This is a genomic window from Enterobacter sp. BNK-13, assembly GCF_048685015.1.
GTDB lineage: Bacteria > Pseudomonadota > Gammaproteobacteria > Enterobacterales > Enterobacteriaceae > Enterobacter > Enterobacter quasiroggenkampii.
Window position 1 is genome coordinate 3,573,416 of the sequence record NZ_JBLQTP010000001.1, and the last position, 12,380, is coordinate 3,585,795.

The 12,380-nt window shown below is 59.7% G+C and carries 11 protein-coding genes; 2 read left to right on the forward strand and 9 right to left on the reverse strand.

The window, feature by feature from the left end; translation table 11 throughout:
- Nucleotides 1-67: 67 nt before the first annotated feature.
- From citG to ACMGGQ_RS17205, 8 genes are read right to left on the reverse strand one after another with little or no spacing between them, the layout of a single operon-like run.
- Complete coding sequence (citG, locus tag ACMGGQ_RS17170; RefSeq protein ID WP_420290318.1) at nt 68-871, reverse strand: triphosphoribosyl-dephospho-CoA synthase CitG; 804 nt, start codon at nt 869-871, stop codon at nt 68-70.
- Complete coding sequence (gene citX / locus ACMGGQ_RS17175) at nt 849-1,388, reverse strand: citrate lyase holo-[acyl-carrier protein] synthase (protein ID WP_420290319.1); 540 nt, start codon at nt 1,386-1,388, stop codon at nt 849-851. The genes citG and citX overlap by 23 nt, the downstream gene beginning before the upstream one ends.
- Complete coding sequence (gene citF, locus ACMGGQ_RS17180; protein ID WP_420290320.1) at nt 1,385-2,908, reverse strand: citrate lyase subunit alpha; 1,524 nt, start codon at nt 2,906-2,908, stop codon at nt 1,385-1,387. The genes citX and citF overlap by 4 nt, the downstream gene beginning before the upstream one ends.
- Before the next feature lie 10 nt (nt 2,909-2,918).
- Nucleotides 2,919-3,794, reverse strand: coding sequence for a citrate (pro-3S)-lyase subunit beta (gene citE, locus ACMGGQ_RS17185; RefSeq protein ID WP_023344877.1), 876 nt, complete (start codon nt 3,792-3,794; stop codon nt 2,919-2,921).
- The gene (gene citD, locus ACMGGQ_RS17190; RefSeq protein ID WP_148768549.1) at nt 3,791-4,084 is read right to left on the reverse strand and encodes a citrate lyase acyl carrier protein; all 294 of its coding nucleotides are present in this window, start codon (nt 4,082-4,084) and stop codon (nt 3,791-3,793) included. The genes citE and citD overlap by 4 nt, the downstream gene beginning before the upstream one ends.
- Nucleotides 4,085-4,100: 16 nt before the next feature.
- Entirely contained in the window at nt 4,101-5,123 is a 1,023-nt protein-coding gene (citC, locus tag ACMGGQ_RS17195; protein WP_248222261.1) for a [citrate (pro-3S)-lyase] ligase, read from the reverse strand.
- Nucleotides 5,124-5,136: 13 nt separating this feature from the next.
- Nucleotides 5,137-6,000 (reverse strand): fumarylacetoacetate hydrolase family protein, encoded by an 864-nt coding sequence (locus tag ACMGGQ_RS17200; protein ID WP_045134818.1) that lies wholly within the window; start codon nt 5,998-6,000, stop codon nt 5,137-5,139.
- A gap of 17 nt (nt 6,001-6,017) precedes the next feature.
- Nucleotides 6,018-7,379, reverse strand: a complete 1,362-nt coding sequence (locus ACMGGQ_RS17205; RefSeq protein ID WP_420290321.1) for a 2-hydroxycarboxylate transporter family protein — start codon at nt 7,377-7,379, stop codon at nt 6,018-6,020.
- Nucleotides 7,380-7,723: 344 nt separating this feature from the next.
- Here ACMGGQ_RS17205 and ACMGGQ_RS17210 point away from each other — a divergent pair, with 344 nt between their 5' ends.
- Together ACMGGQ_RS17210 and ACMGGQ_RS17215 are read left to right on the forward strand one after the other, a co-directional pair.
- The gene (locus ACMGGQ_RS17210) at nt 7,724-9,349 is read left to right on the forward strand and encodes an ATP-binding protein (protein ID WP_420290322.1); all 1,626 of its coding nucleotides are present in this window, start codon (nt 7,724-7,726) and stop codon (nt 9,347-9,349) included.
- Nucleotides 9,339-10,031: a response regulator gene (locus tag ACMGGQ_RS17215; protein ID WP_045909944.1), complete on the forward strand. Its 693-nt coding sequence runs from the start codon at nt 9,339-9,341 to the stop codon at nt 10,029-10,031. Before ACMGGQ_RS17210 ends, ACMGGQ_RS17215 begins: the two co-directional genes overlap by 11 nt.
- 88 nt (nt 10,032-10,119) lie before the next feature.
- Here ACMGGQ_RS17215 and ACMGGQ_RS17220 read toward each other — a convergent pair whose 3' ends face one another.
- Nucleotides 10,120-12,255, reverse strand: coding sequence for an ornithine decarboxylase (locus ACMGGQ_RS17220; RefSeq protein ID WP_234084506.1), 2,136 nt, complete (start codon nt 12,253-12,255; stop codon nt 10,120-10,122).
- Between the last annotated feature and the right edge of the window lie 125 nt (nt 12,256-12,380).

A 12,380-nucleotide genomic window follows, 5' to 3' on the forward strand; every position in this document is an offset into this window, starting at 1 on the left:
GTGGCGCTGCGCTTACCGGGCCTACAAAACCAGACCGTAGGCCGGGTAAGGCGAAGCCGCCACCCGGCTATTTTATTGCAGAGAGCACCCAACCCACCGACAGCAAATCCGCGCTGCCGCCCGGGCTTAGGTTCCGTTCAATCAGTGCGTTATCCATTCTGATCAACGCCTCGCGATCCCAGCCGTTAGCCAGCAGTTCCCGCGCGTAGCCCTGAACGTAGCGCAGCCCTTCCATGCCGCCGCGAGATACCAGATTGCTGTCCTGATTGACGGCCATCAGGCGTAACAGCAGGCCGTGAAGTGAATGTCCATTCCACTGCGCCAGCGCCTTACGCACCGTCGCAAAGCCGCTCTCCGCCTCACCGCGCGCGCCGGTTAAGCCGTACTGCTGGAACTGTCGCTCGCCCGCCGTCGCCTGTCCGCTGCGTGCGGCCAGCTCCCGCGATACCAGCCCGCGGCAGATGTTACTCACCTCACAACGGAGACTGTCTGCGGAGATATTTTTCACACGCCCGGCGGCGAAGCACAGTAAACCCAGGGCAAAAATCCCGCCTTTGTGCGTGTTCACCCCGTTCGTCGCGGCATACATGGCCTGCTCGCAGGCCAGCCCCATAGGGCGGAGAAGGCGTAGCTGTTCGCCAGCGGGTTTATCCGCATGCGCGCTGCCCAGCTCGGCAAAGCGCGAAAACCACGGCGTAATTGCCACGATGCTGCGGACAAACAGCGCGTGGTCCATATCGCGATGGGAACCGCTGTTGAGCCTGTCCACCAGCCCCGGCTTGGGCGTCAGCTCCAGCTCCTGCCACAGCGCCGCTTCGGCAAGCGCGGGCACGTCAGCCGGGCGCGGTTTAGTCGCGAGCAAACCAGTCATCGATCGTCTTCTCCACGCGGGAAACCACCTGCTCAACGGGGTGGTTACGCGAACGGGAACAGGCGTGGGCGGGCGCGTCGCAGATCAGGCAGCGCCTGAGATTCGCCCCCAGCGACTGACGCCCGACGTGGCCGTGCTGAGGGCAAATCACGTCCAGATCCCACAGCCTGCCGAGCGGGTGCGTCTGCTCCAGATCCGCACAGTGCGCTTTGATTTCCACCGCCGGATGGGCCACGCACCAGAGGGCTTCAGGTCCGGTCGGGAGCCACAGCACCTGACGGTCCAGCACCTGCCAGCGGTTTTCCCACAGCAGCTGGTCGCACATCTGCAGCGCTACGCCCATGGTATTGCGGTAGCGCAGGCTGTCCTTGATTTCCCCTGGCGTGACCAGCGTGAGGGAAATCACCGGTTGTTGATAGTGCTCGAACATGTCAGCCTGGCGCGCTGCGCGGCGCTCTTTCGCCGCCAGCAGTTCGTCAAGGCTGACACCCGCCCGCACGGGTGTCGCTAAAGTCATACTTCCTCCTTCACCTGTCGCACGGTGTCGATCACGCTGCCGTCGCGGTAGCGGATCACCCCGACGATTTTGTCGGTAAACTCAATCGGTTTCGGGACGCCGGTCAGGGAGATCGCCCGCTCGTACAGCGCGTTGATATCCACAACCTTCAGCCCGGCGTCCAGCAGCCGCTCGCGGATTTCCGGGCGCGCCGGGTTGACCGCGATGCCGTGATCGGTAACCAGCACGTCGATGCTTTCGCCCGGCGTGAGGCGCGTGGTAACCCGCTTCACGACCGTCGGAATGCGGCTGCGCAGCAGAGGAGCAACGACGATGGTCAGGTTCGCCGCGGCGGCCACGTCGCAGTGCCCGCCGGACGCGCCGCGCATCACGCCGTCGGATCCGGTGATGACGTTGACGTTGAACTCGACGTCGATTTCCAGCGCGCTGAGGATCACCACGTCGAGCTGGTCGCAGCTTGCCGCCTTGCTGCCGGGGTTGGCGTAAACGTTGGTGGAAATCTCGACGTGGTTCGGGTTGCGCGCCAGCGAGGCCGCCGCCTGACCGTCAAAGCACTGGGTATCAAGCAGCTTTTCGATGAGCCCCTTCTCGTGCAGATCCACCAGGCTGCCGGTGATGCCGCCGAGCGCAAAGCGCGCCTTCACGCCGCTGCGCTCCATCTTCTCTTCCATAAAGCGGGTGCAGGCCGTGGCTGCCGCGCCGGAGCCGGTCTGCATCGAGAAGCCCGGTTTGAAGTAGCCGGAATGCTCGATCACGTCCGCCGCATAGCGGGCGATCATCAGCTCGCGCGGGTTGCTGGTGACGCGCGCCGCGCCGACGCTGATTTTCGCCGGGTCGCCCACGCTCTCGACCTGAACGATGTAGTCCACCTGGTCCTGCACCAGGCTGGCGGGCATATTGGGAAACGGCACCAGTTCTTCAGTCAGCAGCACCACCTTGTGGGCAAAGTGCGCGTCCACCATGGCGTAGCCCAGGGAGCCGCAGCACGATTTGCCGTGCGTCCCGTTGGCGTTGCCAAACTCATCGCTACACGGCACACCGAGAAACGCCACGTCGATATTCAGCTCGCCGTCCTGGAGCAGCTTCACGCGCCCGCCGTGGGAGTGAATTTGCACCGGCTCGTCCATCAGCCCGTGGGAGATGGCATCCGCCAGCCTGCCGCGCATGCCCGAGGTGTAAATCCGGGTGATGACGCCGCTTTCGATATGCTCGATCAGCGCGTCGTTGCAGGTCATCAGCGAGCTGGAGGCCAGCGTCAGGTTTTTGAAGCCCATCCGCGCCAGCAGCGCCACGACGGTGTTGATCACCCGGTCGCCTTCGCGAAACGCATGGTGGAAGGAGATGGTCATCCCGTCCTGCAGGCCGCAGCGCTTAACCGCCTCTTCAACAGAGGCGCAGAGCTTGCGGCTGTGCTTCGCATCGCTGTCCGCCAGCCACGGCGTGGTGCTGTGGGCGGTATCAAAGGGTTTTAAGTCCCGCAGATGGGGAAAATTCACATGAAGAAGTTCTGTCTGATTCATTGTCCTATCCTTACCGACGCACGCCGGAGGCCGCCGCGCGCTCCAGCACCACCTGCGCGTGGTTAATAATCGGTGCATCCACCATTTTGCCGTTAAGCGACACCACGCCCAGGCCGTTACGCTCACCCTCTTCTGCTGCCTCAATCACCCTTCTGGCGTGATCCACCTCTTCCTGCGTCGGGGCGTAGGCGTTGTGCAGCAGGTCAATCTGGCGCGGGTTAATCAGCGATTTGCCGTTAAAGCCCATCTTGCGGATCAGATCGACCTCGCGCAGGAACCCGGCCTCGTCGTTAACGTCTGACCACACCACGTCGAAGGCGTCGATACCCGCCGCGCGGGCGGCGTGCAGCACGGCGCAGCGGGCGTAGAACAGCTCGGTGCCGTCGCCGCGCTCGGTCTGCATGTCCATCACGTAGTCAAAGGCGGCCAGCGCAATGCCGATGAGGCGCGGAGAGCTGCGGGCAATCGCCACGGCGTTGATGACGCCAATGGCCGACTCAATCGCCGCCATCACGCGGGTGGAACCGATCTCGCGGCCGCACGCCTGCTCGATGCGCTCGAGGTGACCCTCCAGCTCATAGATGTCGTCCGGGGTATCGGTTTTCGGCAGACGAATCACATCCACGCCTGCCCGCACGGCGGCTTCCAGATCCAGCAGGCCAAACGGCGTGCTCAGCGGGTTAATGCGCACCACGGTTTCGATATCCTGATACATCGGATGCTGCAGCGCGTGGAACACTAGCATGCGCGCGGTATCCTTCTCGCGCAGGGCAACGGCATCCTCCAGGTCAAACATGATGGAGTCGGGACGGTAGATAAAGGCGGTGGAGAGCATGGCGGCGTTGGCGCCCGGCAGGAACAGCATGCTGCGGCGGAGTTTGCTCATTTCAGCGCCCCCCAGTTGATGGTCTGTTCATCGGCGGCACGCATCAGCGCGCTTTGCAGACGGGCGCGAATCACACAGTCCAGCGCCCCTTTGTCTTCAATAATGATTAATCCCTGGTGCACGTTCATGGCGCGCAATGTGTCGTTGACCACCTGGCGAATGTGCTCGCCAAACTGCTTAATCACTTCGCTGTGGATGACGATCTCCAGCTCGCCGTGAGCAGGAGCGATTTTCACCATCAGGTCGCTGGACTCCTGCGTTCCGGCCAGCGCCTCCCTTACAATTTTCATGATAAATTCCTGGTAGTTAAGCGACTTCCGCACTCGCGCGGTAATGCGTTTCGAGATGCGCGAAGGTGGAGTCCGGGACAATCTCCCGGATCCGGGAAAACTGCTGTGTCTTCAGTAATCGGCGCACTTCGGACGCCGATATGGCGTTGCCGGTGGCCTTGATGCGCGGCATTTCCACCACCTCGATATGCGAGGCCAGCAGGTCGTGCAGCGTCTGGTTGTACTGGCGGGTGATATCGCAGAACGGCTCCGAGCCGATGAAGCGGTGCGTAATGCCGAGCGCCGGGGCGATAAAGTCCCGGAAGATCAGCACGTCAATCTCGCTCCACGCCTGCTGTACTTTGCCGGTCTCCTTCAGGAAGTAGGCAGGAAACGTGGCGCGAGAGATGATGTACTGCGAGCCTTCATGCACCACCACGTTCGGCAGATGCGCCACGCCCGCGCGCACCATCTCGAGCCGCGCGCTGAACGGGAAGAACGAGGCGTCTTCGCGCACCACGAACAGGTGCAGGGCGTCGCACTGCGCCGCCGCCTGCTCCACCAGATGGCGATGGCCGAGGGTGAACGGATTGGCGTTCATCACGATGGCGCCAATCTTCTCCCCGCACTTGCGGTTCGCGCGCAGAGAACGGCAGTAGCGCGCGATCCCCTGCGGGGTGTTCTCCATCAGCACGGCGTTGTTCCCGCTCTGGGCAATCGGCCAGAAGCCGCTGCGGGCAAAACGCTCCCGGTTGCACGGACGGGTGCAGAGGAAGAGGTGAAAATGGCCGCGCTCCAGCGCCGCATGTTCCACCTCTGCCAGCAGCCGCGCGCTGAGGTTCTCGCCGCGAAGCTGCTCGTTAACCGCCACGCACTTGATGACGTTGGCGGCAAGCCCTGCGCAACCCACCAGCTGCGAGCCGGACCAGGCTTCGACGAACAGCGTGATGTCGTTGTCCAGGCCAAGGCCGCTGTCTGCCAGCAGATAACGGATCTGACTTAAGCGTTCCGGATGTTTCGCCACCAGCGTGTGGCGAAAATCGATGGGTTGCGAGTGCATGCTGCCGCCTTACTTAATGTGCTGCCGCAAGCCCAACGGCTGGCGCTTCCACAATCACGTTGCTCAGATGACCGATATGCTCGATCTCCACCTCAATGCGATCGCCCTCTTTCATAAACAGCGGCGGGTTACGCTTTTTACCCACCCCGCCTGGGGATCCGGTGATGATCACATCGCCAGGACTTAAGCGGGTGAAGGTGCTGATGTACTCGATGAGCTCCGCCACCTTGTGGATCATGCTGCTGGTGTTGTCTTCCTGCACCATGCGGCCGTTCAGCCAGGTGCGAATCGCCAGTTGGTGCGGATCGGGGATCTCATCCGCCGTCGCCATCCACGGACCAAACGCGCCGGTCTGACGCCAGTTTTTACCGGCGGTGAACCAGGTGTGCTGCCAGTCGCGGGCGGAGCCGTCCATGTAGCAGCTGTAGCCCGCCACGTGGCGCAGGGCGTCGTCGCGGCTGATGTTCTCCCCGCCTTTACCGATGATCACCGCCAGTTCGCCTTCGTAGTCGAATTCGCTGGAGTGGCGCGGCTTCAGCACCGGCTCGTTGTGGCCGGTCTGTGAATCCGGGAAGCGGACAAACAGCGTCGGGGCCGGGTTGTGCTGGTCAAACTCCTTGCGCTTGTCGGCGTAGTTCATGCCCACGCAGAGGATTTTTTCCGGCTGCTCAATCACCGGTAAGAAGGTGATGGCGCTCATCGGCACGTCCACGGCATCGTTCAGGTAGCGGGTGGCCTGCGCCAGCCCGTTGCCCTGCAGCAGCGCCTTGAGGTCGCTGTAGCGGTCGCCCAGACGGCGGCCTAAATCAATCACGCCGTCGGCCTGCACGATGCCGTAGCTGCGTTTTCCCTGGTATAAAAAGCTTGCGAGTTTCATTGTTCTTTCCTGAAAACTTAAACGAGGAAGTTGCCCAGAATCAGCAGAGAAATGGAGACGTTAATCGCCCCGCCGATACGGGTAGCAATCTGGGCGAACGGCATCAGGCTCATGCGGTTGCCTGCGGTCAGGATCGCCACGTCGCCGGTACCGCCCTGGCCGCTCTGGCAGCAGGAGACGATGGCGACATCAATCGGGTGCATGCCAATCTTTTTGCCAACGAAGAACCCGGTCACCACCAGCGCGGAGACGGTGCTGATAATCACCAGCAGGTTGGTCAGCGTGAAGGCGGCCACCAGTTCATGCCATGGGGTGATGGCCACGCCAACGGCAAAGAGAATCGGGTAGGTCACAGAGGTCTGGAAGAATTTGTACACCACCTGAGAGCCCTCCAGCAGGCGCGGAGAGGCGCCATTGCAGAGCTTCACCAGCACCGCCATAAACAGCATGCCGACCGGCGCAGGCAGGCCAATCAGCTTGTGGCCGAGCATGCCCAGCATGTAGAGCAGCACCGCCAGCAGCGCGCCGGAGGCGATCGTGGTCACGTCCGCTTTGCCGGAGAATGCAGGCTGAGAGACGGTGGCATCGGCATTGGCGCGGTTAGGCATCAGTTGGCCTTCACCGGTCAGATGCGGGTAGCGTTTACCAAGCTGGTTCAGGCAGCCGGAGATGATGATCGCCGTCAGACCGCCGAGCATGACCATCGGCAGCACGCGACCGAGCGCCACGCCCTGGTCCATATGCAGCAGGGTGGCATAGCCGATGGAAAGCGGGATCGCCCCTTCCCCAACGCCGCCCGCCATGATTGGCAGGATGATAAAGAAGAAGATCTGGAATGGCTCAAGACCCAGCGCCAGGCCGACGCCCATCCCCACCAGCATGCCGACGATTTCGCCGCACAGCATCGGGAAGAAGATGCGCAGGAAGCCCTGAATCAGCACCGTGCGGTTCATGCTCATGATGCTGCCGACAATAATGCAGCAGATATAGAGGTAGAGGATGTTGGTGGATTTGTAGAACTTGGTGGTGGACTCGACCACCACGTCCGGCAGCAGGCCATAATAGACCAGCGCGGAAGGGATAAAGGTGGCGCAAATCGCCGCCGCGCCGAGCTTGCCGACAATCGGCAGGCGTTTACCAAACTCACCGCAGGCAAAGCCGAAGAAGGCCAGCGTCGCCACCATCACCACGATATCGCTCGGCAGTTTTCCGCCCAGGCAATCAATGGCGATCAGCGCGCCCGCCAGAACGAACAGCGGCAGAGGAATAATCCCGATTTTCCAGGTATCCATAATATGCCACCAGCGCTCTTTAAGCGAAGGCCGCTGAATTTCAATCGGGTCGTGGGTAACAGAGAAAGAATCGTCAGTTGTGCTCATAATAAGCCCCTTGGTTATTTTGTGCGTTCAGCTTAGAGTCACAAAGGCTTACTTTATGTGAGGAATGACATATTAAAAGCGAAGTTTTAATGGCAGCTATGGTTTTAATGGTTTCTTTTATTTAATGTGATTTATGCCTTATTTATGGTCGTGGTTTTTATGGTTTCTTTTCTGAATTGAACAAACAAATAACATTTATTCGTGCAGCCAGAGGCCACCCGTCTTTGGGATGATGCTTTTACAACGCCCGCTGTGCAAGGGATCACAAGTTTTCGGCAAAGCGGACGTCCGCGTGAAAAAAGATGATATATTGGCGATCTTTGTCGCTACCTTGCGTGAGAGTTATGAAAGTCTCTTTCCAGATCAAGCTGTTTATTTCGCTGGTTGCCTTTTTCTCAGTGCTTTTTACGTTACTGGGCGGATATTATTATGCCGACGTCGGCAAACAGCTTTATCAGGAAATGAGCACGCGCGCCAAAATACAGGCTGAAGAGATTGCGCTTATTCCAACGTTGCGACATGAAGTTGAACAAAAGAATATCAGCGCCATCCATGACTTTATGCAGAAGATGTCTGCGCACAGTGACGCCAGCTTTATTGTGATTGGCGATAATAAGGGCCAGCATCTTTTTCACTCCGTCTTCGCCGACAGAGTGGGCACCACGCTGGTAGGTGGCGACAACGACGCCGTATTGCAGGGTAAAAGCACCACCACCATCCGCAAAGGCGGGTTGGGCATTTCGCTGCGCAGTAAGGCCCCCATTTTCAACGCTGCCGGACAGGTGGTCGGCATTGTTTCGGTCGGCTATCTCACCAGCTACCTGGACACCATTACCGTCAGTAAAGTGGTCAATATCCTGATTGCCGCGGTGCTGCTGCTAATTGCTCTCTTTATCTTCTCCTGGTTCTTTACCCGCAGTATTAAGAAGCAGATCTTCTCCCTCGAGCCGCGCGAGATCGGCCTGCTGGTGCGCCAGCAGAAGGCGCTGATGGAGTCTATTTATGAAGGGGTGATTGCCATTGACGATCAAAGGCGGATTGAGGTGATCAACCAGGCGGCGCGCAAGCTGCTGGGGCTGAGCCAGCCGGCCCGCGAGCTGCGCGGGCAGCTGATAAGTCAGGTGATCGATCCGGTCCCGTTCTTCGACACGCAGACGATGCTGGCGAAAGATACCCATGACGAGATTTGCCGTTTTAACGATCTGACGGTGATTGCCAGCCGGGTCCACATCATGCTTGAGGGGTCGCTGCAGGGCTGGGTGATCACCTTCCGCGATCGCAACGAGATCGACTCGCTGAGCGCCCAGCTTAGCCAGGTCAAACGCTATGTCGATAACCTCCGCATAATGCGTCATGAGCAGCTAAACCGGATGACCACCCTCTCCGGCCTGCTGCACATGGGCCGCTATGAGGAGGCGATTGGCTACATTCAGGCGCAGTCTGAACACGCCCAGGAGCTGCTGGACTTTATCTCTTCGCGCTTTAGCTCCCCGACCCTGTGCGGCCTGCTGCTGGGCAAAGCCGCCCGCGCGCGGGAGAAAGGCGTCGAACTGAGTTTCGACCCGGCCTGTCGTCTGGACAGGCCGTTCCTGCCGCTGGGGGAGCAAGAGCTGATTTCGATTATTGGCAACCTGCTGGATAACGCCATCGAAGCGACACAGCGGTCGCCGCTTCCCCACGCGCCGGTGGAGGTGCTGATAAAGCTCAGCGAACAGGAGCTGATCATTGAAGTGGCCGACCAGGGCGTGGGCATCAAGCCGGAGATCCGTGACCGGATCTTTGAACGCGGCATCACCACCAAAACACGCGGCGATCATGGGATTGGTCTGTATCTGATCGAAAGCTATGTCACACAGGCTGGCGGCGCGATAGAAGTTGCCGATAATACGCCGCGCGGCGCCATTTTCTCCCTGTTTATCCCGGCCACGGGAACCGCCCGGCAACTGGAAGACACCGACTATGCAACATGAACTTATCGACGTACTGATTGTTGAAGACGAGAACGAACTGGCGCAACTGCACGCGGAGCTGATAGGCAAACATCCGCGTCTGAGGCTGGTGGGTATTGCCTCGTCGCTGGCTGCGGCCCAGGCAGAGCTTGCAAACAAACAGCCGCAGCTGGTGCTGCTGGATAACTATCTGCCGGACGGCAAAGGGATCTCGCTGATCAATAACCCCATGCTGGCCCGCGCCAACTGCTCGGTGATTTTTATCACTGCCGCCAGCGATATGGACACCTGCAGCCAGGCGATCCGCAACGGCGCGTTCGACTACATCCTCAAACCCGTCTCCTGGAAGCGACTCAGCCAGTCGCTGGAGCGCTTCGTGCAGTTTGCCGAACAACAGCGGGTCTGGAAGATTGTCGACCAGCAGAACGTGGATTCGCTGTATCAGCTTCAGGCGAAAAACTACCGCCAGGACAACGGCAGCAAGGGCATTGAGGAAAACACGCTGGCGCGGGTGCAGTCGCTGTTTAACGACAAGGCAACGCACTGCTTTACCGTGGATGAGGTGGTGAGCGAGACGGGATTGAGTAAAACCACTACCCGTCGCTATCTGGAACACTGCGTGGAGACGGGGTTTCTCAGCGTGGAGATGCTGTACGGCAAGATTGGGCATCCGAGGAGGATGTACCGCCGCGCAGAAGCCTGAAGCGATATTGTAGGCCCGGTAAGCTTGCGCCACCGGGCAAGTCGCCGGGTGACGCTGACGCTTACCCGGCCTACGTTCGGGGGAGAGTCTACTTCAACACATACCCATACAGCCGCTTAATCCCGTCGGCATCCTTCTCGCTGTAAACGCCCTGCAGCTCCGGCGAGAAGCCCGGCAGCAGGTTGATGCCCTCCTCCAGCGCCAGGAAGTAACGCTGTACCGCCCCGCCCCAGACTTCACCCGGGACCACGCACAGTACGCCCGGCGGATAGGGCAGCGCACCTTCGGCCGCAATTCGCCCTTCGGCATCCCGTATGCGAACCAGCTCCACGTCTCCGCGAATATACGCCTGATTGGCATCCTGCGGGTTCATCACCACCTCAGGCAGGCTCTCCTTGCGGAACATCGCCTTCTGCAAATCCTTCACGTCAAAGCTGACGTAGAGATCGTGCATCTCCTGGCACAGCTGGCGAAGGGTGTAATCCCGGTAGCGCACCGGGTATTTCTGGAAGATCGTCGGCAGCACGTCCGCCAGCGGCGTATCGTCTTCAATATGCTGTTCAAACTGCCCCAGCATCGCCACCAGCTGCGCCAGCTTCTCGCTGCTTTCGGCAGGCGTCAGCAGGAACAGAATCGAGTTAAGGTCGCATTTCTCCGGCACGATGCCGTTTTCACGCAGGTAGTGCGCCAGAATCGTCGCCGGGATCCCGAAATCGGTGTACTCCCCCGTCTCGGCATCGATGCCCGGCGTGGTCAGCAGCAGCTTGCACGGGTCAACAAAATACTGCTCGCTCGCATAGCCCTCAAACCCGTGCCATTTGGCCCCCGGCTCGAAGCTGAAGAAGCGCAGCTCGCTGGCAATGGCGTGCGTCGGATGATCCTGCCATGGCCGCCCCGCCACCACCGGTGGGATAAACGGTTTGATCATATGGCAGTTGGCAATGATCGCCTTGCGCGCCTCAATGCCCAGCTCGACGCACTCCGCCCACAGCCTGCGTCCGCTCTCCCCTTCATGTATTTTCGCGTTGACATCCAGTGCCGCAAATAGCGGGTAAAACGGGCTGGTGGAGGCATGCAGCATAAAGGCGTTGTTCAGCCGCTTGTGCGGGCAGAAACGCGCCTGACCACGAATGTGGTTATCCTTTTTATGGATCTGCGAGGTTTGCGAGAATCCGGCCTGTTGTTTGTGCACCGACTGGGTCACGAAAATCCCCGGATCGTTCTCGTTCAGCTCCAGTAACAGCGGGGATGTTTCCGCCATCATCGGAATAAATTGCTCGTAGCCCACCCAGGCGGAGTCAAAGAGGATGTAGTCGCACAGATGGCCGATCTTGTCGATCACCTGACGGGCGTTGTAGATCGTCCCGTCGTAGGTGCCTAGCTGAATGATCGCCAGGCGGAACGGACGCGGCTCGTCGGCTTTCTCCGGCGCCGTCTCGCGGATCAGATCCCGCAGATACGCGTCATCAAAGCAGTGGTCGTCAATCCCGCCAATAAAGCCAAACGGGTTACGTGCGGCCTCAAGATAAACCGGCGTGGCACCCGCCTGGATCAGCGCCCCGTGGTGGTTAGATTTATGGTTGTTGCGGTCAAACAGCACCAGATCGCCGCGGGTGAGCAGCGCGTTGGTCACCACCTTGTTGGCCGCCGACGTCCCGTTCAGCACGAAGTAGGTTTTATCCGCGTTGAACACTTTCGCCGCGAACTTTTGCGCATGCTTGGCGGACCCTTCGTGGATCAGCAGATCGCCCAGCTTCACGTCGGCATTGCACATGTCGGCGCGAAATACGTTCTCACCGAAGAAATCATAGAACTGCCGCCCTGCCGGGTGTTTTTTGAAAAAGGCGCCGTGCTGGTGTCCTGGACAGGCGAAAGTGCTGTTGCCCATCTCCACATACTGACTCAGGGTGTCGAAAAACGGCGGCAGCAGATTCTCTTCGTAACGGCTGGCAGCAGTTTCCAGCTCCAGAAACTCCTGAGCTTTACCCGAGATGACCGCGGTGGCGCCGTCAGGCACCTCCGTTGGTTCCTGAGAGAAAATAAACACCGGTAAATGAAAGCCCGTGCGTTTCAGCAATGCAAGGATGCCACTGCGACTCTCTGTCGTCGTCATGACGACGGCTGCCACATCGGTGAAATCCGTGCTGTCCAGCGTCACCTTTTCGCGGTGCGTAGACACAGTTGAGAGCAGCTCGCGGCTGACGGCGATTTTCATGGTTTTCATAAGCGCAATTACCCTCACCGAACGGTGAGACAGGGAGGAGAAAATTCGCGCAATAATGTCACCTTTTATTTTGAGGTGCAAGAAGGAATCAGTATGCACGAAACCACCCAAAGCTAAGGCCCGCG